This window comes from Actinoplanes italicus, from assembly GCF_003001815.1.
Classification (GTDB): Bacteria; Actinomycetota; Actinomycetes; order Mycobacteriales; family Micromonosporaceae; genus Actinoplanes; species Actinoplanes italicus.
Genome location: NZ_PVMZ01000003.1, coordinates 409,021 through 433,204, shown reverse-complemented (window position 1 = coordinate 433,204; position 24,184 = coordinate 409,021). Strand labels below are relative to the sequence as shown.

26 protein-coding genes are annotated in these 24,184 nt (G+C 71.8%); 13 read left to right on the top strand and 13 right to left on the bottom strand.

Annotation, left to right across the window (positions count from 1 at the left end; translation table 11 throughout):
- The first annotated feature begins 17 nt into the window (after nt 1-17).
- Nucleotides 18-1,373, top strand: coding sequence for a UDP-N-acetylglucosamine 1-carboxyvinyltransferase (gene murA, locus CLV67_RS09915; RefSeq protein WP_106316875.1), 1,356 nt, complete (start codon nt 18-20; stop codon nt 1,371-1,373).
- A gap of 67 nt (nt 1,374-1,440) precedes the next feature.
- Complete coding sequence (locus CLV67_RS09910; protein ID WP_106316874.1) at nt 1,441-2,064, top strand: DUF3043 domain-containing protein; 624 nt, start codon at nt 1,441-1,443, stop codon at nt 2,062-2,064.
- A gap of 505 nt (nt 2,065-2,569) precedes the next feature.
- On the opposite strand, the gene CLV67_RS09905 is transcribed toward CLV67_RS09910, so the two are convergent.
- Together CLV67_RS09905 and CLV67_RS53245 are read right to left on the bottom strand one after the other, a co-directional pair.
- On the bottom strand, nt 2,570-2,875 hold the full coding sequence (locus CLV67_RS09905; protein WP_106316873.1) for an AzlD domain-containing protein: 306 nt from the start codon (nt 2,873-2,875) through the stop codon (nt 2,570-2,572).
- A complete protein-coding gene (locus CLV67_RS53245) occupies nt 2,872-3,906 on the bottom strand; it encodes an AzlC family ABC transporter permease (RefSeq protein ID WP_239166270.1) in 1,035 nt (344 codons plus the stop codon). Before CLV67_RS53245 ends, CLV67_RS09905 begins: the two co-directional genes overlap by 4 nt.
- Nucleotides 3,907-3,972: 66 nt before the next feature.
- On the opposite strand from CLV67_RS53245, the gene CLV67_RS09895 reads away from it, so the two are divergent.
- The gene (locus tag CLV67_RS09895) at nt 3,973-4,530 is read left to right on the top strand and encodes a helix-turn-helix domain-containing protein (RefSeq protein WP_106316872.1); all 558 of its coding nucleotides are present in this window, start codon (nt 3,973-3,975) and stop codon (nt 4,528-4,530) included.
- A 36-nt stretch (nt 4,531-4,566) separates the two neighbouring features.
- Here the strand turns inward: CLV67_RS09895 and CLV67_RS09890 are convergent, their stop codons facing one another.
- The 3 genes from CLV67_RS09890 to CLV67_RS09880 are packed head-to-tail and all read right to left on the bottom strand — an operon-like array spanning nt 4,567 to nt 7,167.
- Nucleotides 4,567-5,517: an ABC transporter ATP-binding protein gene (locus CLV67_RS09890; protein WP_106316871.1), complete on the bottom strand. Its 951-nt coding sequence runs from the start codon at nt 5,515-5,517 to the stop codon at nt 4,567-4,569.
- Nucleotides 5,514-6,314 (bottom strand): ABC transporter permease, encoded by an 801-nt coding sequence (locus CLV67_RS09885; protein WP_106316870.1) that lies wholly within the window; start codon nt 6,312-6,314, stop codon nt 5,514-5,516. Before CLV67_RS09885 ends, CLV67_RS09890 begins: the two co-directional genes overlap by 4 nt.
- The gene (locus CLV67_RS09880) at nt 6,307-7,167 is read right to left on the bottom strand and encodes an ABC transporter permease (RefSeq protein WP_106316869.1); all 861 of its coding nucleotides are present in this window, start codon (nt 7,165-7,167) and stop codon (nt 6,307-6,309) included. Before CLV67_RS09880 ends, CLV67_RS09885 begins: the two co-directional genes overlap by 8 nt.
- A gap of 4,262 nt (nt 7,168-11,429) precedes the next feature.
- Here CLV67_RS09880 and CLV67_RS51000 point away from each other — a divergent pair.
- Together CLV67_RS51000 and CLV67_RS09870 are read left to right on the top strand one after the other, a co-directional pair.
- Nucleotides 11,430-13,568: a WG repeat-containing protein gene (locus CLV67_RS51000; RefSeq protein WP_146169045.1), complete on the top strand. Its 2,139-nt coding sequence runs from the start codon at nt 11,430-11,432 to the stop codon at nt 13,566-13,568.
- A 9-nt stretch (nt 13,569-13,577) separates the two neighbouring features.
- The gene (locus CLV67_RS09870; protein ID WP_106316867.1) at nt 13,578-14,576 is read left to right on the top strand and encodes an aldo/keto reductase family protein; all 999 of its coding nucleotides are present in this window, start codon (nt 13,578-13,580) and stop codon (nt 14,574-14,576) included.
- Between the two features lie 16 nt (nt 14,577-14,592).
- Here the strand turns inward: CLV67_RS09870 and CLV67_RS09865 are convergent, their stop codons facing one another.
- Nucleotides 14,593-15,411, bottom strand: coding sequence for a site-2 protease family protein (locus CLV67_RS09865; RefSeq protein ID WP_106316866.1), 819 nt, complete (start codon nt 15,409-15,411; stop codon nt 14,593-14,595).
- A 10-nt stretch (nt 15,412-15,421) separates the two neighbouring features.
- On the bottom strand, nt 15,422-15,619 hold the full coding sequence (locus tag CLV67_RS09860) for a hypothetical protein (protein ID WP_106316865.1): 198 nt from the start codon (nt 15,617-15,619) through the stop codon (nt 15,422-15,424).
- Nucleotides 15,620-15,701: 82 nt separating this feature from the next.
- On the opposite strand from CLV67_RS09860, the gene CLV67_RS09855 reads away from it, so the two are divergent.
- Together CLV67_RS09855 and CLV67_RS09850 are read left to right on the top strand one after the other, a co-directional pair.
- Entirely contained in the window at nt 15,702-17,543 is a 1,842-nt protein-coding gene (locus CLV67_RS09855; protein WP_106316864.1) for a bifunctional adenosylcobinamide kinase/adenosylcobinamide-phosphate guanylyltransferase, read from the top strand.
- Nucleotides 17,536-18,270 carry an adenosylcobinamide-GDP ribazoletransferase gene (locus tag CLV67_RS09850; protein ID WP_275414899.1) on the top strand — a complete coding sequence of 245 codons (735 nt, stop codon included), beginning with the start codon at nt 17,536-17,538 and terminating at the stop codon, nt 18,268-18,270. The genes CLV67_RS09855 and CLV67_RS09850 overlap by 8 nt, the downstream gene beginning before the upstream one ends.
- Nucleotides 18,271-18,413: 143 nt before the next feature.
- Here CLV67_RS09850 and gcvT read toward each other — a convergent pair whose 3' ends face one another.
- Nucleotides 18,414-19,520 carry a glycine cleavage system aminomethyltransferase GcvT gene (gcvT, locus tag CLV67_RS09845; protein WP_106316863.1) on the bottom strand — a complete coding sequence of 369 codons (1,107 nt, stop codon included), beginning with the start codon at nt 19,518-19,520 and terminating at the stop codon, nt 18,414-18,416.
- A gap of 198 nt (nt 19,521-19,718) precedes the next feature.
- Here gcvT and CLV67_RS09840 point away from each other — a divergent pair, with 198 nt between their 5' ends.
- A complete protein-coding gene (locus tag CLV67_RS09840) occupies nt 19,719-20,537 on the top strand; it encodes a tyrosine-type recombinase/integrase (RefSeq protein ID WP_106316862.1) in 819 nt (272 codons plus the stop codon).
- Nucleotides 20,538-20,596: 59 nt separating this feature from the next.
- Here CLV67_RS09840 and CLV67_RS09835 read toward each other — a convergent pair whose 3' ends face one another.
- Nucleotides 20,597-20,887: a hypothetical protein gene (locus CLV67_RS09835; protein ID WP_106316861.1), complete on the bottom strand. Its 291-nt coding sequence runs from the start codon at nt 20,885-20,887 to the stop codon at nt 20,597-20,599.
- A 273-nt stretch (nt 20,888-21,160) separates the two neighbouring features.
- Here CLV67_RS09835 and CLV67_RS09830 point away from each other — a divergent pair, with 273 nt between their 5' ends.
- Entirely contained in the window at nt 21,161-21,367 is a 207-nt protein-coding gene (locus CLV67_RS09830) for a DNA-binding protein (protein WP_203737057.1), read from the top strand.
- Here CLV67_RS09830 and CLV67_RS09825 read toward each other — a convergent pair.
- From CLV67_RS09825 to CLV67_RS09820, 3 genes are read right to left on the bottom strand one after another with little or no spacing between them, the layout of a single operon-like run.
- A complete protein-coding gene (locus tag CLV67_RS09825) occupies nt 21,345-21,539 on the bottom strand; it encodes a hypothetical protein (protein ID WP_106316860.1) in 195 nt (64 codons plus the stop codon). The two genes, CLV67_RS09830 and CLV67_RS09825, sit on opposite strands and share 23 nt — an antisense overlap.
- On the bottom strand, nt 21,536-21,661 hold the full coding sequence (locus CLV67_RS54195) for a hypothetical protein (RefSeq protein WP_275414898.1): 126 nt from the start codon (nt 21,659-21,661) through the stop codon (nt 21,536-21,538). Before CLV67_RS54195 ends, CLV67_RS09825 begins: the two co-directional genes overlap by 4 nt.
- Nucleotides 21,655-21,852, bottom strand: coding sequence for a hypothetical protein (locus CLV67_RS09820; protein WP_146169044.1), 198 nt, complete (start codon nt 21,850-21,852; stop codon nt 21,655-21,657). Before CLV67_RS09820 ends, CLV67_RS54195 begins: the two co-directional genes overlap by 7 nt.
- Before the next feature lie 227 nt (nt 21,853-22,079).
- Between CLV67_RS09820 and CLV67_RS09815 the strand changes: the two genes are divergently transcribed.
- The gene (locus tag CLV67_RS09815) at nt 22,080-22,298 is read left to right on the top strand and encodes a DNA-binding protein (protein ID WP_239166269.1); all 219 of its coding nucleotides are present in this window, start codon (nt 22,080-22,082) and stop codon (nt 22,296-22,298) included.
- Here CLV67_RS09815 and CLV67_RS09810 read toward each other — a convergent pair whose 3' ends face one another.
- On the bottom strand, nt 22,299-22,517 hold the full coding sequence (locus CLV67_RS09810) for a hypothetical protein (RefSeq protein ID WP_106316858.1): 219 nt from the start codon (nt 22,515-22,517) through the stop codon (nt 22,299-22,301).
- A 152-nt stretch (nt 22,518-22,669) separates the two neighbouring features.
- Here CLV67_RS09810 and CLV67_RS09805 point away from each other — a divergent pair, with 152 nt between their 5' ends.
- Genes CLV67_RS09805 through CLV67_RS09800 form a run of 3 tightly spaced genes read left to right on the top strand, consistent with a single transcriptional unit; the run spans nt 22,670 to nt 24,165 of the window.
- The gene (locus CLV67_RS09805; protein WP_239166268.1) at nt 22,670-23,503 is read left to right on the top strand and encodes an ABC transporter permease; all 834 of its coding nucleotides are present in this window, start codon (nt 22,670-22,672) and stop codon (nt 23,501-23,503) included.
- Nucleotides 23,504-23,513: 10 nt separating this feature from the next.
- A complete protein-coding gene (locus CLV67_RS50995) occupies nt 23,514-23,732 on the top strand; it encodes a hypothetical protein (protein WP_146169043.1) in 219 nt (72 codons plus the stop codon).
- 43 nt (nt 23,733-23,775) lie between these two features.
- Entirely contained in the window at nt 23,776-24,165 is a 390-nt protein-coding gene (locus tag CLV67_RS09800) for a hypothetical protein (protein WP_106316857.1), read from the top strand.
- Nucleotides 24,166-24,184: the final 19 nt, after the last annotated feature.

The following is a 24,184-nucleotide window of genomic DNA, read 5'->3' as shown; positions in this document are numbered from 1 at the left end:
GCCGGCTGGAGGTTACGTTGACCGAAGATGTCCTGGTCGTGCACGGTGGCACGCCGCTGCAGGGGCAGATCCGGGTCCGTGGCGCCAAGAATCTCGTCTCGAAGGCCATGGTGGCCGCCCTGCTCGGTGAGTCCCCGAGCCGCCTCTACGACGTCCCGCGTATCCGGGACGTCGAGGTGGTCAGCGGACTCCTCGAGCTGCACGGGGTGAAGGTCTCCGCCGGCGCCGAAGACGGTGAGCTGGTGATGGACCCCACCAATGTGGAGAGCGCCAGCACCGACCAGATCAACGTGCACGCGGGCTCGAGCCGGATCCCGATCCTGCTCTGCGGCCCGCTGCTGCACCGGCTCGGTCACGCGTTCATCCCGGACCTGGGCGGCTGCCACATCGGCCCGCGGCCCATCGACTTCCACATCAGGGCGCTGCGCGAGTTCGGCGCGGTCGTCGACAAGACCCCCGAGGGCATGCACCTGAGCGCCCCGAACGGTCTGCACGGCGCCAAGCTGGAACTCCCGTACCCGAGCGTCGGCGCCACCGAGCAGGTGCTGCTCACCGCGGTCCGCGCCGAGGGCGTCACCGAGCTGCGCAACGCCGCCATCGAGCCCGAGATCATGGACCTGATCTGCATCCTGCAGAAGATGGGCGCCATCATCACGGTGCACACCGACCGGGTCATCGAGATCCAGGGCGTCCCCCGGCTGTACGGCTACGAGCACAAGCCGATCCCGGACCGCATCGAGGCCGCCAGCTGGGCCGCCGCCGCGCTCGCCACCCGTGGCGAGATCGAGGTGGTCGGTGCCCGCCAGGCCGACATGATGACGTTCCTGAACGTCTTCCGGTCCATCGGCGGTGAGCTGAAGATCACTGACGACCGGGTGGCCCGCGACGGTGTGACCGGCGCCGAGGGTGGCATCAAGTTCTGGCACCCGGGCGGCGAGCTGAAGGCCGTCGCGCTGGAGACCGATGTGCACCCCGGCTTCATGACCGACTGGCAGCAGCCGCTCGTCGTCGCGCTCACCCAGGCCCGGGGCATTTCGATCATGCACGAGACGGTGTACGAGCAGCGGCTCGGATACACCGAGGCGCTCAACTCGATGGGCGCCACCATCCAGGTCTACCGGGACTGCCTCGGCGGCACCCCGTGCCGTTTCGGCCGCCGCAACTTCATGCACTCCGCGGTCATCGCCGGCCCGTCCAAGCTGCACGCGGCCGATCTGCGCATCCCCGACCTGCGGGCCGGGTTCGCGCACCTCATCGCGGCCCTGGCCGCCGAGGGCACCTCACGGGTGTACGGCGTCGACCTGATCAAGCGGGGCTACGAAGATTTCGAGGCCAAGCTGGCCGCTCTCGGCGCTCACGTCGAGCGGCCCTGATCAGGGTTTTTGTCACGATCGACGGCGCGGTGTGTAACACACCGCGCCGTTTGGCTACGCTTCTGGGGTGTCCCCGCTGTTTCGCCGTAAGAGCACCGACCTCGTAGCCGACGCGACCGCCTCGGTGGCCGAGCCGGAATCCGCCGTGCCCACCCGCAAGGGCTACACCCCCAGCAAGAAAGAGCTGGGCGTGGTCACCCCGAAACGGACCGTCCAGGGCCGCCGCGTCCAGGATCCGGCGCCGGCCAGCCGCAAGGAGGCCTACAAGCAGCTGCGCGAGCGGCAGCGGGCCGAGCGGCTCGAGGCGTCCGAGGGCATGCGCAACGGTGACGAGCGCTACCTGCTCGCCCGTGACCGGGGCCCGGAGCGGTCGCTGGTCCGCGACATCGTCGACTCCCGCCGCACCGCCGGGTCCTACTTCATCGCCGGCGCGGTGATTGTGCTGATCGGCTCGTCGATCGCGATCCCGGCCGTGCAGCTCGCCAGCAACCTGCTGTGGGCCGCGCTGGCGCTCGCCGTGCTGATCGACAGCATCCTCATCAGCCGGCGCATCAAGAAGCTGGTCCGGGCTCGTTTTCCGGAGACCACGCAGCGGCTGGGCGGGCTTTACTTCTACGGCATCATGCGCGGTCTCACGTTCCGCCGGATGCGGGTCCCCAAGCCGAAGGTCGACCTGGGCGCCTCCGTCTGACCCCTGCCCCGCGCCCATCCTCCGTGCCCACGGTGGCCGCCCGCCGCGGCCACGGTGGCCGCCGCCCGCCGCCCGCCGCCCGCCGCCACGATCTTGCGAGGTTGCGCCGTTCCGGCAGCCGCAACCCCACAAGATCTGCTTCACGCCCGACGCGACGACCACCACAGACTTGCCGCACCGCCATCGCGGCCGCCCCGCACCGCCGCCCGCCGCGCTCCGCCCGCCGCGCTCCGCCACGATCTTGCGAGGTTGCGCCGTTCCGGCAGCCGCAACCCCACAAGATCTGCTTCACGCCCGACGCGACGACCACCGCAGACTTGCCGCACCGCCATCGCGGCCGCCCCGCGCCGCCGCCCGCCGCGCCGCCGCCCGCCGCCCGCCGCCCGCCGCCACGACCTTGTGAGGTTGCGCCGCCTGGGCAGCCGCAACCTCACGAGATCTGTCGGAGACTGGACGTGATGGTCACCGCGGCGTGAAGCGAGCGGAGGCAGCAGTGCTGGGGTGGCTATTCGAGGCCGGCCAGGCGTAGTAGGGCGGTCACGGCGGCTGCGGCGATCACCACCACTACGAATGGCGCCTTTCTCCAGGCCAGCAGGGCGCCGACCAGGACTCCCGCGGGGCGGGCGAAGCCGGCGAACTCGCTTCCGGCCATCAGCGCAGCGGTGGCAGCGAGCGCGGCCAGCAGTGCGGCGGCCGAGATCGGCAGCAGGCGCTGCAGCGAGGCCGAGAGTTCCAGGCGGTCACGGAGCAGCACTCCGCTGAGGCGGAACGCGTAGGTTCCGGCGGCCAGCACCAGGATCGCGGCGATCATCGGCGTTTCCCCTCAGAGACACAGCCGCCGCGCTCGGCCAGATGCACCGGCCGGTCAGCAGCAGCAGCGGGTGGGGCTACGGGCTCTGAAGCTGCGGTGCCCGAAGCTGCGGTGCCCGAAGCGGCGGTGCCCGGAGCTGCGGTGCCCGAAGCTGCGGCCTCTGAAGCTGCGGTACCTGGAACTACGGCCTCTGAAGCTGCGGCCTCTGAAGCTGCGGCCTCTGAAGCTGCGGTACCTGGACCCGCGGTTCCTGGACCTGCGGCTCCCGGACCAGCGGTTCCTGAAGCTGCGGTTCCTGAAGCTGCGGGCTCTCGAGCTGCGAGCTCTGGGGCTGCAGGTCCTGGAGCTGGGGGCGGGGGTGCGTTGCGGCGGCGGCCGGGGCGGAAGAGGACGGCCAGGCCCAGGAGGGCGCACATCACCGGCAGGCCGGCCGGCAGGATCGGGGTCAGGAGGACGGCCACGGCCGCGCCGGTCAAGGCTGCCAGGCGGGTTTCGCGGTCGCGTAGGGACGGCAGGATCAGGGCTATCAGGCCGGCCGGGAAGGCGGCGTCCAAGCCTAGGGCGTTCGGGTCGCCGGTGGCGCCACCCAGCAGGACACCCAGGATCACGCCGGTGTTCCACGTCACGAAGAGGGTGGCGCCGACCGTCCAGTAGATTTTGCGGCGCGCGGCCGGGTCGGATTCGGCCAGGGCGAAGGCCACCGTCTCGTCGGTCATGATGTGGCTGCCGATCAGGCGGTCGCGCCAGCGGGGGCCGATGGTGTCGGCGACCGCCAGGCCGAACGGCAGGTGGCGGGCGTTGAGCAGCAGGCCGGCCAGGACGGCCGCGATCGGGTTGCCGGCCGCCAGCAGGCCCACGGCCAGGAACTGGGCGCCCCCGGCGAAGACCAGCACCGACATCATGACCGGAACCCAGGCGGGTAGCCCGTACGCGATGGTGATGGCTCCGAAGGACGCGCCGACCGCAAGCGTGGCGGCTGCCAGGGCGCCGATGTCTCGCAGCTGGGCGCGTGTTCGATATAACGTCCCCATAGTTCGACATGCTGAACGATACGCGAGTGTTCGTCAAACCGAACGCTGTAGACCGATGGAGCGAACATGCAGCAGCCGGCACCGCCGCTGGCCGTCATCGCCGCCGCCCTGCGCCGGGAGCGGGACCGGGCCGGGATCTCGCTGACCGAGCTGGCCCGGCGGGCCGGACTGGCCAAGTCGACCCTGTCCCAGCTGGAGTCCGGCAGCGGCAACCCGAGCATCGAGACGCTGTGGGCGCTCGGTGTCGCGCTCGGCGTCCCGTTCAGCCGGCTGGTCGAGCCGCCGTCGTCGCCGGTGCGCGTGGTACGGGCCGGCAGCAGCCCGCGGGTCCGGGCGGAGGGTGCCGACGTCTACGGGACGCTGCTGTCCGCCGGGGTCCCGGGCACGCGTCGCGACGTCTACGTGCTCGAACTCGAGCCGGGGGCGCGCCGGGATGCGGATCCTCACATTCCGGGCAGTGTCGAACACATGGTGGTGGCCGGGGGCCGGATCCGCACCGGGCCGGTCGATGAGCTGGTCGAGGTCGGGCCCGGTGACTACGTCACGTTCCCGGGTGACGTGCCGCACAGCTACGAGGCGCTGGAGCCGGGCTCATGGGTGATCCTGGTCATGGAACACCGCTGAGCCCAGCCGCCGAAGCATCGCGAACAGCCCGGTAGGTCAGCGCTCGGTGTAAAGGCGGGCCACCACGTCCTCGATGTCGGGTTCGACGACGGACAGGTCGCGGACCGCGACGGCGGCCACCAGGCCGGCCACCGCCACTCCGGCAGTGACCGAGTCCAGGGTGAACGTCACGCGATGACCATTAGCGGTCACCGAGGTGAGCGTCGTGCCGTCCAGGGTGAAGCCGTCGGGCAGGGGCCTGTCGAGGTCGGCGACGAGGCTGCGACGGGAACCGTACCGGGCGTGCAGCGCCTCGATGCTGCCGTCGTGCACCACCCGGCCGTGGTCGATCACGACGAGGCGCTCACAGAGGCGCTCGATGTCGGCCAGGTCGTGGGTGGTAAGCACCAGGGTCACGTCACCGGTACGGCCCAGCTCTGCCAGGAACGACCGGACCGCCTGCTTGCTCACCACGTCCAGACCGATCGTCGGCTCGTCGAGGAACAGCACCTCGGGGCCGTGCAGCAGGGCCGCCGTCAGCTCGCCGCGCATCCGCTGGCCCAGCGACAGCTGCCGGACCGGTGTGTCCAGGAACTCGTCCAGGTCCAGCAGGTCACGGCAGCGCCGCAACCGGGTCGCATGGCCGGCGGCCGGCACCCGGTAGACGTGCCGGAGCAGCTCGAACGACTCTCGCAGCGGCAGGTCCCACCACAGCTGCGAGCGCTGGCCGAACACCACGCCGATCCGCAGCGCCAGCCTGGTGCGCTGCGGGACCGGGGTCAGGCCGCACACCGACACCTCGCCGGAGGAGGGCGTCAGCACTCCGGTGAGCATCTTCAGGGTCGTCGACTTGCCGGCGCCGTTCGGGCCGATGTAACCGACCATCTCACCGCGCTCGATGGTGAGGCTCACGCCGTCCACGGCGGCTACCGTGCGTTTCAGCCGCCGGAATCGGCCTGCTTTGACCCGTACAGTGAAATCCTTCTTGAGGTCTTGCATTTTGATCATGACCCGGTGCTCCGGTAGTGGCGGATGCCGGCGCGCCAGACACCGGCGGCGATCGTGGCCGCGCCGAGCGCGACCAGCGGAGACAGGAAACCGGCCCAGGCCGGCAGACCGAGCGGATCAGCGCGGCCCAGCAGTGCGAGCGCCGGCTGGTAGGCGACGAAACCGAATCCCAGCGCGTACGCGAAGAGATTGCGGAACCAACTGCCATAAACCGAGATGGGGTACGAGGTGAAGTCGCGCCCGCCGTAGGTGAAGGCGGCACCGATCTCCCCGGAGTCGACCCACCAGAACGCCAGGCTGGCACTCAACACGAAGATCGACCCGAAGAAGACCGTCGCCGCGAGCGGGGTCAGCACGATCAGAAACAGTCGTAGCGGCGTCCAGTGGATGTCGTTGGCCGCGACCGCGACACCGAGCACCACGAGGCCGAACACCACCCGCAGCGTCTTGCGGATCGGCAGGTCCATCAGCAGGAGCTGCGGCAACGCGGGCAGCGGACGGACCAGCACCGCGTCCAGCGTCCCGGCCCGCACGTAGGTCTTCAGGCGATCCACGTTACCGACCGCGAAGTCGGCAAGGGCGAAACCGGCCGAGCTCAGGCCCACGATCAGAACCGCCTCGCGCAGCGAGAACCCGCCCACCTCCGGGGTCGCCCGGAACAGCACCAGCACCGTCAGCACGTCGAAGACGGTCGCGCCCATGTTGCCGAACACCTCGACCAGGAACGAGGCGCGATAGACGGTCACCGACCGGATCTGCGCGACACCCAGAGCCGCATAGGCCCGCCATTCACCCACCCTGTACCACCAGGCGCTTCTCGGCCCGCCGCTGCAACAGCCCGGCCAGCGCCAGCATCGCCACCGCCCACCCGGCCTGCACCACCACCAGACCGGCCTGCAATGCCGGGCCGTCCCGTTCGGCGATCACGTCGAGCGGCGCCTGCAGCAGGCTCGGCAACGGTGTCGCCAGCCACAGCATCACCAGGAACTCCTGCGGAAGCAGCCGCAGCGGGAAGTAGAGGCCACCCAGCACCCCCGAGCCGAGAGTCCACAGCGTGATCGGGCCGCGGGCGTCCTGCAACCAGTAGGCGGTCGAGTTCACGACATAACGGCACCCGAAACAGATGATCACCGCGAGGAGTACGGACAGCGCGAACAGTGGCACGGTCTGCCACCGCTGCGGGGTGTGCAGCGGGAAGAACAGGGCTCCGGCCAGCAGCGGCGGTCCGAACCGGGTCATCATGCCGTGCAATGCCCGGCCCAGGTCGGCGGCCAGATAGGCGGTGACCGGGGCGATCGGACGTAACAGGTCGGCCGCGATGTCGCCGGTGCGGATCCGATCGGCCAGCTCGGTCCAGCCCCAGATGCCGATGACGCTGAGTAGACCTTGGCCCACCCAGACATACAGGGCCAGCTGTTCGGCGTCGTAACCGCCCGGACGCTGCCCCGCGGCCTGCTCCGCCACCGCGAGCAGCACGTAACACCGGAGGAAGCCGAACACGATGTTGGTGAACGTTCCGGCTATGGTGGCTTGCCGGTAGGTCGCGTACCGCCGGAAACCCGAGCCGATCAGCGCACCGAAAGTAGCGACGGAGGCGCGGAACGGACCTAATCGAGAGATCGTCGGCACGCTGGCGTCTCGCTGGTCCACGCCGTTAATCTCCTTTCCAAACCCCCGCAACGGAGCCGGGCGACTCTACGCGGGTCCCCGGTTCGGGCGCGGCTCATTTTCTGACCGGTCTCATATATCTGACAGGTGGAGTTCGCCGTGACGGAGCGTTGCCATTCGACGGGCCACCCATGGGGCGCCCGATGAACGGCTGGAGCTCCCGGCCGGGCGACAGCTGGGACGACGAGCCCGCCTGGGTCTACGAGATCACCTGGGAGTGGGAGCCGCTGCCCGGGCAGCGCTATCCCGGCGACCCGGGCCGCCGCAAGGCCGTGCACACCCCCGTCTACGAGGCATCCCGGGGCGGATCCGCGCCGGCCAGTTCGGCACCGGTGAGCGGTGCCGGCCGTGGGCGCGCCGTCGTTCCGCCCGCTGATCAGAATCAGCCGTCACGGGACTCACGGGACTCACGGGACTCACGGGACGAGCCTTCCTGGAATCGGCCCGCTCAGACGCACAACCCGATGCCCGAACAGCGGCGCGGTGCCGCACCCGTCTACGGCCAGTCCGGGCCGGTTTCCTCCGCGCCCGTCTCGCCCGGGCGGATGCCCTCCGACGCCTCCGGGTGGGGGCGTGGGCCTCAGCCTGGCTCCCCCGATCCGTCGCCGGGTGGGCAGGGGCCGCGCGGTGGTCCTGGTCAGTTCGGCGGGCCGGGCCCGCAGGGTCGTCCGGGGCAGCAGGGACCCGGCGCCGGGCCGGTTCCTCCCGGCGGCCGTCCCGGTCCTCAGGGCGGGCCTGGTTCGCAGGGCGGGCCTGGTTCGCACGGCTTTGGTCCGGGCTCTTCCGGCGGCCATCCCGGTCCTCAGGGCGGGCCTGCTTCGCACGGCGGCGGTCAGGGATCTTCCGGTACGGCGTGGACCGGTGGACCGGGCGCACCGGGACAGCCGTCGCACGGCGGGCCCGGCCGGCATGAGGGTGGGCCCGGCCGGCATGAGGGTCACCCCGGTCGTCACGAGCACGGCGCGCCTGGCCGCTTCGGCGCGCCCGTCACACCTGCCGCCTCGGCGGGGTTCCCTCCGGGTCAGGACCCGAGCTATCACGGGCGCCGTCAGGCACCGGAGCAGCAGATCCCGCGTCAGGGTGGCCCGGAACAGCAGATCCCGCGTCACGGTGGCCCGGAACAGCAGATCCCGCGTCAGGATGGCGAGCCCCGGCCGGTCAGCGGACCGACGTCGCCCGCCGGGGCCGCCTACGGCGCGGCACGTCCGGTGCCCGCCGAGGCCTTCCCGGCCTACGCCGACGACCGCCGTACGTCCCGTGACGGGCGCACCCCGGACGCACCGTTCGACCTGCGGCCCGCACCACAGGACCGGCGCTCTCCGGCCCCGTCACGTCCGGCGGCGCAGCCGACCCGCGTCACGCCGTCGCAACCGGTGAATCCGGCCGCCGTCTACCCGGCCGTGCCGGGGCACGGGCCCGGTATGCCGGTGCCCAGCCAGAGTCGTGGCATGGCCGGCGGGGCCGCTCCGGTCTCCGGGCCGGCCGGGATTCCGGGCCAGGCCGCGTCCGGGCAGGGTGTCCCCGTCGCCGGGCACGCCGCTCAGCAGATGTCGGGACATGCCGGAGTTCCGGGCCAGCCCACATCCGGGCATGCCGGAGTTCCGGGCCAGCCCACATCCGGGCATGCCGGAGTTCCGGGCCAGCCCACATCCGGGCATGCCGGAGTTCCAGGCCAGCCCACATCCGGGCATGCCGGATCCGGGTCGGTCGGATTGTCCGGCCAGGTCGGTTCCGGGCACGGTGCGGTTTCCGGAACGGCCGGACATCCCGGTCGGGTCGCGCCCGGGCAGGGGGCGTCGGTTCCCAGCACGGGTGGGACGTACCCGGCCGGGCCGGAGACGACGCAGGCGCTGCGGGCTCCTGGTGGACCGGGTCAGGCGCCTGCGAGCGCCGCCGGATCGGATCGGCACGCCGGATCCGGCGCGGCACCTGTCTCAGGGCCGGCGGCGACGGGACCGCGCGCGGGATTCCCGGCCGCCGCCGGGTCGGTGTCGGGGCACGCCTCGGTCGCGCCGGTCTCCGGACTCGCTTCGAACGGCGGAGAGTTCGGCACGGGTGCGTCCGCGGGCCATGATTTGCGCGGGATGCCGGGCGTCGCACCAGCCTCCGGGCCTGCCGGAGCGTCACCCGGACACCCGGCAGCCGGGACCCCCGGGGCGACTGCCGGCTACCCGGCCGCCGGGACGGCTGCTGGCTACCCGCCCGCCGGGACGGCTGCTGGCTACCCGCCCGCCGGGGCGACTTCTGGCTACCCAGCCGCCGGGACGGCTGCCGACCACCCGGCCCCCGGGGCGACTGCCGGCTACCCGGCCGCTGGGCCGGCTGCCGGCTACCCGACCGCCGGGACCGCCGGGGTGGCTGCCGGGCACGGGGCGGTCGCGCCGGTCTCCGGGCCCGCCGGTGTCGTGCCGCCCGGGGCCACCGGTGGACACGCGGGGGTCGCGCCGGTGTCGGGGCCGGCCGGAGGTGCCCCTTCCGGGACCGCCGCTGGACATGCGGTCGCGCCGGTTTCCGGGACGGTGGCGCACGGCTCATCCGGCACCGGAGCAGGGGGTTCGTTCCCCCGTGGACAGGAGCCTGCCGGGGGCAGTGGCTTCGGCGGCGCCGGGTTCGGCGGTCGTGGGCATGACGACGAACAGGATCCGACCCGGCCGCTCGACCCGCGGCGGCTCGGGCATGTCCCACCCTCGGAGACCCGTCACGAGGTCACGCAGAACCTGGACGATCCGACGCGGCCCTTCGGATTGCGGCGGTCCGGGGCGGAGACGTCCGGGCTTCCCGATGAGCGGGTCCGGGCGATCGATCCCCGCGGGTTCACCCCGGCGGCGCCCGGCGCGCCGGGCAACGTCGAGCGTGGTCCCGTCGCGGATCAGTGGCAGCACGGGAACGTCCAGCCAGGAGTTCGCGCCGACGCCGCCGACCCGGCTCGGCCCGAGACCGGCCGCGGGCCGGGAACCGGATGGGGGCCGGGGGCCGGATCGGCGTCCGGCACGCCGGCCGAGGTGGGCGGTGCCCGATCGTCTCCCGCAGAGCCCGCCACGCCGTTCGCGGGAGGGGCCACCACGCCGCACGCGGCGGAGCCGGCGGTGCCGTTCGCCGCGGAGGCGGGGCTCGCTCCGGTCACCGGCGCGCCGACGGCGCCCGTTCCGACGACGGAGGAACCGGAGACCCACGGTCTCGGATGGCTCCTGTCGATGAGCGGGCTCGGGGCGACCACTCCGGTTCCCGAGGCGGAACCGGTCGAGGCGGTCGAAAGCGTCGTCCCCGAGGCACGTCCGCTGGGCTGGTTCGCTCCGGTCGAAGGGGAAGACTCCGACGACGACACCCCCGCCGGAGATACTCCCGCCGGGGACACTCCTGCCGGAGCCGAGAGCACAGACGTCACGCTCACCGAGACCGGCCCGGTGCTCAGCGAGCCCCAGGACGTTCCGGCAGCGGATGGGTCCATATCACCGCAGGACGCTCCCGGTCCGGCTGAGCCCGCCTCGCTTCAGGAAGTCTCGGCGACCGGTGAATCCGCATCGCCGCCTGACCTCCCCGCACCGGTTGCACCGGCGTCGTTCCAGGATGTTCCGGCAACCAGTGAGCCGGCAGCCCTGCAAGACTTCGCTGTACAGGGTGAGGGAACCTCGCCTCAGGAAGTCCATGCAGACAGCGAATCCGCAATGCCGCAGGACGTTCCGGCTTCGACCGCGCTCGAAACGGCTCAGGACGTTCCGGCGACCGGTGAACTCGCGGCGCCGCATGAGGTACCGACGACGGCTGAACCCGTGTCGCCTCCGGAGCTTGCGGTCAGGGACGAGTTCGCGTGGCCGGGGGATGTTCCCGCCTCGCCTCACGACGTCCCGGCAGCCGGTGGCGTCGCTGCACCGCACGATGTTCCGGCAACGGCTGAAATCGCGTCGGCTCCGGAGCTCCCGGCGGGAGAGGAGACCGCCTGGTCGCGGGACCTCTCGGTGCCGGGTGGCCTCGGGGCGGACGACGGTACGGGTTCGGCCACGGCCTCGCCGGTTGAGGATGTCCGGGCTTCCGGCCGGTCCGTGTCGCTCGATGGTGATGCGGTTGCTTCGGATGACGGCATCGCGGCTACGGACGGGTACACGTCGGCTAAGGACATCACGGCGGCGATCTCGGCCGGCTCCGGGGCTGCGGGGAATGACGACTCGTCTACCGGGCTCGCCGCTGGTGAAGGCCTCACGGCTGAGACTGCGACGGCTGAGGACTCCGGCGCGTGGCCGGATCGGGTGGAAAGCTCGCGGTACGAGTCCGGTGCCGTCGAGGACGACTCGCCGGGCTCTGAGGACGGAGACGTCGAGGACACTCCGGCCCAGCTCGAACCGGATGCCGCCCCGCCGGAGGCGGCTGAGCCGGCCCTCGCGGACGCCTCGGACAGCGTGCCGCAGTCTGATCTCGGCGAGTCGGGCGTCACACACCACGACGTGGCCGGCGGTCCGGATGACCTGAGCGGGCCGGTGACGGGTTCCGAGGACGGCCCGTCGGATACCGCAGCGGCCGGGGCCGGGGTGGTCGCCGGATCGTCGCCGGTCGAGGAGGAGGACGAGGAGGAGGACGAGGACACGGTCTTCGTCTCGCGGGTGCTTTCGGCCGAACCGGAGACCACCGTGGCCGAGGATGCGGATCCGGTCGGCGAGCCGGGTGTCTCGTCGCTCCCGCACGGTGATCCGGGCGGATTGTGGAAGGTCGAAGAGCCGGCTTCGGAGACTCTCGACGAGCCCACGCTCGTCGTCAGCCGCCGGACGGACGCCGAGGACGTCACACTCTCACCTGAGGCGGCCGATGAGCCGACCGCGGTGGTGGTGGCCGGGTCCGATGAGGAGACCCTCGTCACCCGGGCAGAGCCGGTCGAGGACATCGACGAGGCCGGCGGGAAGCCCGACGTGGCGCTTGCCGGACCCGGGGTGGCCGAGGAGGGCACCGCTCCGGAGGGGGCCGCTCCGGACGTACCGCAGAAGAAAGACCTCGAAGCCGGTGCCGCGGCAGAGACCGATGGGGAACCGGCGTCGCGCAAGGGTCTGCCGGAGGCGAAGGTCGAGCCGGTACGCCAGCGGCGGGACCAGCCGGCTCCGGCCGACCGGCGGCGGGCCGATCCTGAGCAGATCCTGGCGTCCTACCCGTGGACCTTTGACCCGCAGACGCTGCGGGAGCAGGTCGACGAGCCGGACCGGCTGTGGGATGTGGCGGATCGGCTCACCGACCGGCTGGAGTTCGCCGAGCGGGACAACGTCCGGGCGGGGCTGCTGAGTCTGCGTGCGGTGGTTCATCGGATCCTGGGTGAGCTGGACGACGCGCTCGCCGACGGGCGGGAGGCGCTGCGGCACGCGGAGGCCGCCGGTGATCTGCGGACCACCGCGATCGCGCGGGCCCGGCTGGCGCACGTGCTGCAGTGGCGGGGTGAGTTCGCCGAGGCGGACCGGATCTATGCCGAGATCGACTCGCCGGAGCTGCCTTCGCGGCTGCGGGCGGAGATCCGGGAGCTGGCCGGGCGGTCGGCGTTCGAGCAGGGGCGTTATCTCGAGGCGGTCAATCACTTCGAAAGAGCCTTGGATGTACGCCGGGGCGAGGACCCGGACCTGGTCGAGCGGATCGAGCTGGCTCTCGACGCGGTCGCGCGGCGCACCGGTGACGGCTGGGGACCCTACCCGCGGAGCCGGGACGAGGTGCTCGGGCTGCCGGACGCTCCGGTTCCGCTGCTCGACGACGGTGCCGGGCTGTGGGGGTACGCCGCCGCGGTCGAGCCGCGCTATGCGGAGGCGCTGCCGTTCGCCGAGGGTGGCGCCTGGGTGCGTAAGCCCGATTCGGCCGCGTGGGAGCTGATCGACCCGCACGGTGAGCTGCTGATTCCGGCGGCTCACGGGTACGTCCGGGTGAGCCGGTTCTCCGAGGGCGTCGCCTGGGTGGCCCGTGACGACGGTGGCTGGTTCGCCATCGACCGGGAGAACCGGATGGTCGGGGCGGCCGGCGGGTTCGAGGAGGCGCGGCCGTTCCGGCGCGGGCTGGCCCTGGTGCGGCAGGGTGGCGTCTGGGGCGCCGTCGACCGGCACGGGCGGATCGTGGTGGCGCCGCGGTTCCAGGGGTTCGCGACGGTGCTGCACGTCGGCGGGCCGGTGGACGGGTTCACCGACGACGGGCTGGTGGTCGTGGACGCCGGCGAGCGGTTCGGGGTGCTGGACCGGGCCGGGCGGGTCGTGATCGAGCCGGTGCACGCGGCCGTGGTGATCCACCCGGGGGCGTTCCTGGTGCGTAACGCCGCCGGGTTGTGGGGCGCGCTGAGCCGTACCGGCGCGCCGATGATCGACATGGGCCACCGTGACGTCGCCTCGCTGGTCGACGCGCTGCCGGAGGAGACACGGCCGGTTCTCTAACCTGAGGGGATGGAATTCCGTCATCTCGGCCGTTCCGGCCTGTTGGTCAGCGAGATCGCCTACGGCAACTGGATCACCCACGGTTCACAGGTGGAGGAGGAGGCCGCGATCGCCTGTGTGCGCGCGGCCCTCGACTCCGGCATCACCACCTTCGACACCGCCGACGTCTACGCCGGCACCCGTGCCGAGGAGGTGCTGGGCCGGGCGCTGAAGGGTGAGCGCCGTCAGGGGCTGGAGATCTTCACGAAGGTGTTCTGGCGGACCGGTCCCGGCCGGAACGACAGCGGCCTGTCCCGCAAGCACATCATGGAGTCGATCGACGGGTCGCTGCGGCGGCTCGGCACCGACTACGTCGACCTCTACCAGGCCCACCGGTACGACCATCACACTCCGCTCGAGGAGACGATGGAGGCCTTCGGCGATGTCGTACGCCAGGGCAAGGCGCACTACATCGGCGTGTCGGAGTGGACCGCCGAGCAGATCCGGGCCGCGAAGCCGCTCGCCGACGAACTGCGTGTCCGGCTCGTCTCCAACCAGCCGCAGTACTCGATGCTGTGGCGGGTCATCGAGGCCGAGGTGGTGCCCGCCTCGCAGGAGCTGGGGCTCGGTCAGATCGTCTGGTCGCCGCTGGCGCAGGGCGTGCTGACCGGCAAGTACAAGGCGGGGCAGCAGCCGCCGGCCGGTTCGCGGGCCACGGACGAGAAGTCCGGAGCCGGGTTCATCGCCCGCTGGATGGAGGACGACGTGCTGAACGCGGTCGCCCGGCTCGAACCGCTGGCGGCCGAGGCCGGGCTCACCATGGCCCAGCTGGCCGTCGCGTGGGTGCTGCAGAACCGGAACGTCTCCGCGGCGATCATCGGAGCGTCCCGGCCCGAGCAGGTCAGGGACAACGTCAAGGCGTCCGGGGTGAAACTGGACGACGGCCTGCTGAAGGCGATCGACGAGATCGTGGAGCCGGTCGTGACCCGCGATCCGTCGCTCACCTCCAGCCCGGCCGAGCGTCCGTGACGCCTTCTTACTGCGCTTACTGCCAGAACCTCATGAGCTGCAGTCCGGCGGCGTAGAGCTCCCAGTCGACGCCGATCAGCCCGGCCAGCCAGTCCACGCCGGTGAAGAACCACGTGCCCACCTGGGTCTGCCACAGCAGCAGGAACAGCACCAGGAAGCCCCAGGGCGCGATCAGGTTCCACGCGCGCTGGTAGGCCGGGCTGAGCCACGGCTGGATGATGCCGCCGCCGTCCAGGCCCGGAATCGGCAGGAAGTTCAGCACGCTCGCCGTCACCTGCAGGAACGCCAGCGCGGCCAGGGCCGCCCAGAACGGCCCGTGGCTGTCGTCGGTGAGCGTCACCCGGCCACCGCCGACGACCACCTCCGGCGCCAGGCCGGTCAGGAAGGGGAACGCCACCACGATCGCGAGGACCACGTTGGTCAGCGGGCCGGCCGCGCTGATCAGTGAGTCCTTCACCTTGCTCTGGATGTAGCGGTGGTCGACCCAGACCGCGCCACCGGGCAGGCCGATGCCGCCGAGGATCACCACGACCACCGGCAGCACGATCGACAGCAGCGGGTGGGTGTACTTCAGCGGATTGAGCCGCAGGTAGCCCCGCTCGGCGACGGTCACGTCACCGGAGAAGTAGCCGAGCACGGCGTGGGCGTACTCGTGCAGGCAGAGCGAGATCAGCCAGCCCGAAATGATGAACAGGAAGACGTCGATCTTGATGTTGCCGAAGTTCGTCCAGGTCATCACACCGCTCACCGCGAAGACGGCGACGATACCGACGAAGACCGGGCTCGGCACGAAAGCGTTGCGTGGAGTGCGGGTGTAGACCGGTTCGTACGTCACGGCGATCCGCTCACTCGGCCGGGAGAAGGCTCATCTGGTAGTCGACCCGGTCGTCCTCGACCAGGGTGACCGTGCTGACCCCGGCGGCCTGCAACTGCCGCCACTCCTGGCCGATCCACGACTCGGCGTCGGCCTGACTGCTGAACGACTCGTCCGGGCCTTCGACCGGCTTGCCGTCGACGTCTTCGTACCGCCAACTCCACGGCATACAGCCGCCCCCTCACGTCATACCTCGGTGGGCTTCCACCCTACGGGTTCCGGCTGTGCGACCCGGCTCTAAGGTACGGGGCATGTCCGAAGATCGGTGGAACACGGTTCTGGTGCTCGGTGGTATCCGGTCCGGCAAATCCGGGTTCGCCGAGTCCCTGGTGGCCGGCGCGACCTCGGTGCGGTACGTGGCCACCGCGACCGGCGGCGAGGACGACCCGGAGTGGCTGGCCCGCATCGAAGCTCATCAGCGGCGGCGCCCGCAGTCCTGGACGACAGAGGAGACCGGCGCGGATCCGGCGGCGCTCACCGAGTTGCTCCGGCAGGCCGGGGCGGACGAGACCGTGCTCGTCGACGACCTGGGCGGCTGGGTGGCCGCGGTGCTGAACCCGGCCCGGCAGCCCAACGACGACGAGGCCGACGTGGCGGCGCTCGCGGCGGCCGTCCGTGAGACCGCGGCCCGGGTGGTGCTGGTCAGCCCCGAGGTCGGGTTGTCGCTGGTGCCGGTGACACCGGTCGGGCGGGCGTTCACGGACGCGCTGGGCACGACGAACCAGTCGCTGGCCGAGGCCGCCGACGGTGTCGCGCTCGTCGTCGCCGGGCAGCCGACCTGGCTCAAGGGCGGCCCGCTCGCCCCGATCAAGGCGGCCCCGGCCGTCTCCCGGCCGATCGCCGTGCCCACGCCGTCGACGCCCGCGCCCCCGCCGCCGCCCGTCACCGTGGTCGCGCCCGAGCCCGAGCCCGAGCCGGCGCCCGTGCCCGCGCAGGTCAGCGCGCTGTCCGGCGCCACGATGACGCTGCCGCTGGTCGCGTCCGGGCTCACCGAGATCACCCCCGGCATGGACCTGCCCCTGCCCAGCTCCGACGCCGGCCCGGACGCGCGGGAGCGCCTGTCCCGGCTGGACCTGCCGGGCGGCGGGCTCGGCACGCTCGAGGAGGCCGTCGAGTTCGCCGCGGCCACCCAGGACACGGTCACCCCGCGGGCCTGGACGACAGCCCGGCTCGTGGTGATCGGCGGCCGGCGCAGCGGCGGGGCGATCGCCGGCACCGACACCGCCGATGTGGAGCGCCGGATCGCCGAGGCCGAGACCGGAACCGGTCTGCTCGGCCGCCTGGCCGGCCAGGCCGGAGCAGACATCTCGGTGCTGCGGACCGAGCCGGCCGGCGCCATGGAGGACGGGCCGGTCGCCGACGAGGCCGCCGTCGAGACCGCACTCCGGCAGGGCTGGCAGCTCGCCGACGGCGCCGCCGACGCGGGGCGCGACGTGATCGTGCTGGCCGGCATCAGCGCCGGCATCGAGGCCGCCGCGACCGCGGTGCTCGCCGCCACCACCGGGGCCGAGCCGGTCGCCACGCTGCCGCGGGTGCCGGCGCCCGGCGGCCGGTTCGACGACGCGGCCTGGATGGTCCGCTGCGCCACGGTCCGCGACGCCATGCACCGGATCCGGCAGGAGCCGCGCGGCGCCACGGACATCCTGCGGGAGATCGGCGGCCTGGACATCGCGGTCGCCACCGGGCTGCTGCTCGGCGCCGCCGCCCGCCGCATCCCGGTGCTGGTCGACGGCCCGCTCGGGATCGCCGCCGGGCTCGTCGCCCGCGACCTGGCCAGCCAGACCCGGCACTGGTGCCTGCTGCCGGAGGCGGGCACGCTCACGCTGGTCAAGCAGGGTGCGGACGTGCTCGGGCTGACCGCGGTGCTGCAGATCGGGCTGGACCTCGGCGAGGGCGCGAACGCCCTGTCGGTGCTGCCCGTGCTGCGGTCGGCGATCGGGCTGGCGTCGGCGCTGCCGGTGCACCCCGCGCTGCTCGGCGAGGTCGGTGACGGCGGTCTCGGCCTGCCTGAGGAGACCGGCGACGAGTTCGACGCCGAGGAGTTCGCCGAGCCGGAGCCGCACGGTCCGGGGCCGGCCACCACGGGTGTCTGACGGGATCCGGCTGGCCGTCACGACGCTGACGGTGATGCCGCTGCGGGCGGGCCGGGTGGACCGGTCCACCGCAGCGGTGGCGATGGCGGTGGCGCCCGTGGTGGGTGCCGCGCTGGGGCTCGTGCTGGCCGGTCTGCACCTCGGCCTGCGGGCTGCGGGGTCGCCGGACCTGGTCGCGGCCGGGATTACGGTCGCGGCGGGGGCGCTGCTGACCCGCGGGCTGCATCTGGACGGGCTGGCGGACACGGTGGACGCGCTCGGGTCGTACCGCTCGGGGGCCGCGGCCCTGGAGATCATGAAGAAGCCCGACATCGGGCCGTTCGGGGTGGTCGCGCTGGCCGTCACCGTGCTGATTCAGGCCGGGGCGCTCACCGCGGCCGGTCCGTGGGCGATCGTGACGGCCTGGGCGGCCGGACGGCTCGCGATCACGGTGGCCTGCCGCCGTGGGGTGCCGCCGGCCCGTCCGGACGGTCTGGGCGCGATGGTGGCTTCCACGGTGCCGCTGTGGGCGGTCGCGGCCGGCGCGGCCTCCGTCGTGGCTCTCGGTCTCGCGGCGGTCCCTGATCGTCCGTGGCAGGGGCCGGCCGCCGTCGTCATCTCACTGTTCGCGGTGGTCCTGCTTCTGCGTCATGCGGTACGCCGATTCGGCGGCATCACCGGCGACGTGCTGGGCGCGTCCGTCGAGCTGGCGGTGACGCTCACCCTCGTGACCGTCACCCTCGCCTGAACCCTCGCCATCCCAGCCGGGTCATACCGCTGTCTTCCGCGGCCTGAGACAGCGGTGCGGCACAGCCACCGGAATCCCGCCGGGTCGTACCGCTGTCTCGGAGCGGCCGAGACAGAGCGGTACGACCCGGCTGCGGAGATCCGTCAGTGGGTGGACGGGGTCACGAATGGCGGCTTGACCAGGCGGGCCTCGGTCCGGCGGCCGCGGATGTCGATCTCCACGAGGTCGCCGTCGGTCAGGGCGGCGTCGGTGTCGATGAGGGCCAGCGCGATGCCGACCTTCTTCGTCGGGGAGAACGTGCCGCTGGTCGTCTCACCCACGGCGCGCTCCCCCGCGTACACACTCATGTGCCCTCGTGGGATGCCGCGCCCGGTGACTTCCAGGCCCCGCAGCTGCCGCCGCGGCCCGGCGGTCTTCTCGGCCTGAAGGGCCGCCTTGCCCCAGAAAGCCGGTTTGTCCCAGCCGACCGCCCAGCCGGAGCGGGCCTGGACCGGGCTGATGTCGAGGGTCAGCTCCTGGCCGTGCAGCGGGTAGCCCATCTCGGTGCGCAGCGTGTCGCGGGCGCCGAGCCCGCACGGGCGGACACCGGCGTCGATCACCGCGTCCCAGACGGCGGGCGCGTCGTCCCACCCGACGACGAGCTCGTAGCCGTGCTCGCCGGTGTACCCGGTGCGGCAGACGGTCAGCTCGACCGCCGCTGACGAGGCGCCCCGGAAGGACGCCGTGTCGAACGACATGTAGCCGTGGCCGGTGGGCAGGCCGAGCTTGCCGAGGATCTCGGCCGACTGCGGGCCCTGAACGGCCAGGATCGCGAAGTCGCGGTGCTCGTCGGTGACCGTCAGCCCGTCCGGGGCGGCCGCGGCGAGGCGGCGGACCACCTCGGCGGTGTTGGCCGCGTTCGGGATCAGGAAGACGTGGTCGTCGTCGTGCAGGTAGGCGATCAGGTCGTCGACCACGCCGCCGCTGGAGTCGCAGCACAGCGTGTACTGCGCCTTGCCGGGGGCGATGCGGCCGAGGTCGTTGGTGAGGCAGGCGTTGACGAAGGCGGCCGCTCCGGCGCCGCGGATCCGGGCCTTGCCGAGGTGCGACACGTCGAAGACGCCGGCCGATTCACGGACCGCCGCGTGCTCCTTGAGGACGCCTCCGCCCGCATACTCCAGCGGCATGTCCCAGCCACCGAACGCGGCGAATTTCGCACCCAGCGCGGCGTGGCGATCATGCAGAGGGGACTGAAGCGACGCGGCAGACATGAGACTCAACTTACCGGTGACCTTGGCCAGGTTTCCGAGCAGGTCAGCCGTTTGACGACCCCTAAACCGGCCACCACATCGGCACGTCCAAAGCATCGGCCAACCGGTCGGACATCCCCGGGACAACGCCGTCCCGTGGGAGTTCGCTCCCCCGGACACACGATCCCCGCCGCATACGCTGCGTAGCAGAGTCGTCACATGGATCTCATCGCCGAGTACCGCAGCCACCTCACCGACCTCGCCCGCTCCCCCCGCACCATCGACGACTACGAGGGCATCCTCCGCCGGGCCGACCGCCAGCTCCCCCACGGCCTCGCCGGCGCCTCCGCCGACGAACTACGTGCCTGGATCTTCGTCGACCGGAGAGGCCCAGCGTCGCGCCTGCTCTACCGCACCATCGTCTGCGGCTTCTTCGCCTGGGCGACCTGCCCGCCCGACGACCCGGACACCCCATGGCTCGACTACGACCCATCCCGGCACCTCCCGCAGGTGCGGCGGCCGCGCCGTAAGCCGAAGCCCGTCAGTACCGAGCAGCTCACCGACATGCTCGGCCGGGCGACCGCCCCGTACCGAACCTGGTTCCTGCTCGCGGCCTACGCCGGGCTGCGGTGCGTGGAGATCTCCCGCTGCGACCGGGAGCACGTCACCGAGGCCCAGGTATGGGTGCCGTCGGGCAAGGGCGACCGGGAGCGCTACGTGCCGACGCACCCGGCACTGTGGCGGGCGGTCGCCGACCTGCCGGCCGGACCGATCGCCCTGGACCACGACGGCGTGACCCGGCTGACCCCACAGAAGGTCGCACACCGCGGTAACCACCAGCTGCGCAAGATGCAGGCCGGCGCGTCGATGCACCGCTTGCGGCACTGGTTCGGCACGCAGACGTACGCCCGGACCAAGGATCTCCGGACCGTCCAGGACCTGCTGGGGCACGCCGACGTGTCCACGACGCAGGGGTATGTCGAAGTCGTCGACGCGCAGCGCACCGCGGCGGTCGCGGCTCTGCCAGACTTGACGTGAAACACCAAAGGAGGCGCCGGGCTCAGTGAGAATGAGCCCGGCGCCTCTGTCTGTGCGGTTCAGCGGTAGCGGCGTACCACCCTTGCCCGGCGCCATCGCGTGTTCGCGGTACCGGCTGCGGTGATGGTGCGCTGGTTGCGGCGTTCGGCGTACTCGATGCGCGGCGACCAGGTCTCACGGCGGCTGACAACGATGACCTCGACGAGCCCGGCACGGAGCAGGTCGTAGGCAGCGTTCCAGTCACGGACGATGCCGTAGAAGTGGTAGCCGCACGCTTCACAGTGTTCGAGGCTGGCGGCGGTGGTTTCGTCGGCTCCTTCTGGACAGAGAACTGCAGCGCTTGTAGGCACGATCCCCCCGATCGTTTCCTGTTCCCGCAGGTAGCGGGGCTGGGGAGACAGTCAATCTTGGTTACCCGCCCGACCACATCCCGTAACCGGCCCGTCACGCAGTCGATCGTTTTCGGTCACCTCTCAGCCGAACGGTTAACTTTCCGTGCGACTGCCCGATTGGAACATGCGTTCCATTGCCTGCGCCGATCCGACCGTGCATGATGTCGCCCGACTAGAGACGCCTCCGGCACTGCCGGAGGCGTCAGGGATCATCTCCATAGCGTCAGGACCATGCCGCGCACGGGCCGTCTCATGGGTGCCGCCGAGATCGCGGCGCGGCTCCGCGTAGGCGAGACCAGGGCCAAGCACTACACCAGCCTCCCCACCTGGCCCGCCACCTACGACGAACTCGCCATGGGCCGCGTCTGGGCCACCGAGGACGTCGAGGCATGGATCGTCGAGCACCGGCCCGACCTCAACGAAGACGCGGACGAGTAGCCAGGGCCAGCTGACGCAGGAACCCCACCGCCTGCTCGCGGTCCTGATGCGTGCCGATCGGGGCAGAATCCCCGGGCCGCCAGGACGCCCAGCGAACGGGGAGATCGGGTAGCTGCTCGGTTGCCACGTAGCCCAGCACCTCACTGCCGTCGACGATGAGTTCGCGGGTCATGCGCGCCTCCATCCGCCGACCGCGACACCGCAGTGCGGGCACGGCTCCTGCCGCTGGTTGGGGTTCGTGCCGGCCGGGAAGTCCGTCTTCTTGCCGCAGAGGTAGTGCAGCCAGGTCACCATCGGCGCCACGCCCCGGACGGGTCGCGCCAGCCGAACAGCAGGCGGCTGTCGGGGATGGGCCCGAACTCGCGGCCGGGCGGGTAGGTGGCACTCAGGCGCACGTAGGCGCCGTGGTCGGTTCGGCGTGAGACGATCGCGAACCGCTGGAACTGAAGGATGTACGGGTCGTCGTCGGTCGGCACCACAGTCACTTCGGCACCTACGTGCGGTCGCATACCGCCTCCCCAGGAAGAGCGGCAGGGCGGACATTCCACTGGTCACCGCCTCGCCGCGGGCTGGCGCGGACGGACGGGGTTCGCCCATCTCTGGGATCCCAGAACCGCCCGCACCGCAGGACTTTAGGACCCGCTAGGAGGATCGTCTAGAGCAACCGGGTCTTACGTACCAGTAAGGGTGAAGTCACTTAGCGTCTGATCTTGTGGACCTGAGCGACGTACGCATCATGGGCACGGCCGAGATCGCCGCGCTGCTCAACGTCACGCCCGCACGGGTCTCGCAGATCGCCGACAGCCGCAAACTCGACTTCCCGCGCCCGCGCTGGGAGATCAAGGCAGGCCGGGTCTGGCTCGCCCAGGACGTCGAGGCGTGGGTCGCCGAGCATCGGCCAGCGCTCGCCGAGGAACCCGAGGGTTCGTAGCTACCCGCGCGGCCCGTACTTCCGGTTGAGCGTCGACTTGCTCAGCCCGGTCTCTTCGCACAGCACCGTGTCCGGCACGCCCGCGACCCGCGCAGCGTGCGCGTCAGTCCACGCTTGATCTTCAGTGTCACGGGCTTTCTTCGCCGATTTCACCGCCACCGCGAGCAGTCTCCGCTGCTCATCGGTCAGTTCGGTGATCGGCCTTGGCATGGCGGTCACGCTATCACCCCTGTCTCACTTGACACACGGTCCTGTGTGGCGTGTACGTTGTTAGTGTTCCATTTGGCAAACTAACACACCGTCGGGATGGCGAGGCAGGACCACGTCGTCGGCCACCCCGGACCCAGACCCGCCGACTGCGGAGGAACCCCGTGACCATCACCGCCACGCCGCCGCGGCGCACCCGCGAGCAGCTCCTGACCGAAGCCCGCCAGCACGTCGGGTCCGGCTCGATCCCGTCCATCGAGACCCTGCGGGCGACCTTGCGCGTGCGCCGGGAGACCGCCGCCGACGTCTGCCGCACCCTGTCCCAGGAGCGCGCCCAGCGCCGCGCCGAACGTGCCCGCCAGGGCCGTGCCGCGTTGGCCGCGCTCGCCCGCCGGAAGAGGCCGCGCCCCCGCCCGGCCGTGGTGATCGCGTCCGTCCCCGAAATCGCCCCGGCCCCGGCCGCCGAGCTGGCCGCGCCCGCGCCGGTCGAGGTGACCGGGATCGTTCGAGACAAGGCTGTCGCGCCGGTCGCCAAGGCTGCCCAGACCCCTCCCCGCCCTGCTAAGCCGCTTCGCACGTGGCCGGTTCTGATCCTGTGCCTGCCCGCGTTCGTCGCGATCTGGGGCGGCTGGGTCGACCTCGGCGGCATGACGGGCTTCGGCGTCGTCCACCCGTTCCCCGGCATCCCCCGCCTCGAGGATTTCACGATCAACACGGCGATCACCCTGCCGTTCGGGATGGAGACCTACGCCGCCTACGCGCTGCACGTCTGGCTGTCCGGGCGCGCCCATGGCAAGGCCCTTCGCTTCGCCCGCAACTCGGCGGTCGGGTCGCTCCTGCTCGGCTTCAGCGGACAGAGCCTCTACCACCTGATGGCCGCTGCCGGCTGGACCGTCGCCCCGTGGCCGATCACCCTGCTCGTCTCCGGCATCCCCGTCGCCGTCCTCGGCATGGGTGCCGCACTCGCACACCTCGTCCGCTCAGACGCCCACCAGTAAGGAGACAGACGTGCGCGGCACGTACACCCGATGGACGCAGGGACCCGGCGGCATGCTGACCGCCGACATCCTCGGCAGCGACACCAACGTCCAGGCCTGCCCCAGCACCGGCACCGTGCTCGCCTGCGTGCCGGACCGGCCGATGTCACCGGACGAGGCCCGCATGGTCGGCGTCCGCCTGGTCGAGGCCGCGGCGCTCGCCGACGGCGACCGGAGCATCCGCAAGTAGGACCCCCGGCAACTCACCCCCCTTCACAAAGGAGAACTTCACCGTGTCGGAGACCAACGGCGGCAAGCCCCGATCCGGCTTCCTCGGCGCCGAGGACGGCGCGCTGCAGGACAACGTCGCCTTCCTGGAATGGTGCGAGCGAGCCCGGTTCGTGCTGCACGCCGGCGCCCTGGAACTCGGCATCTTCGCGTCCGAGGCCGACGCCCGGTTTCGGAAGGTGTCGCGTGGCCTGGTCATCGCCAACATGTCGTCGACCTACCGGGCCCGCCAGGTGTCCAAGCCGATCGCGCAGGCCGCCGAGGCGCTGGTGGTGGCGTCCCGGTACGTCATCACCGCGTCGAACCGGTACCAGGCCGTCTACCTGCCCGAGCTGGAAGCCGCCGGCTGGAAGGGCCACACGTCCAACTCCGCTCACGGCTTCCGGGCGATGTGATGGCGCGGAAGGCGAAGCT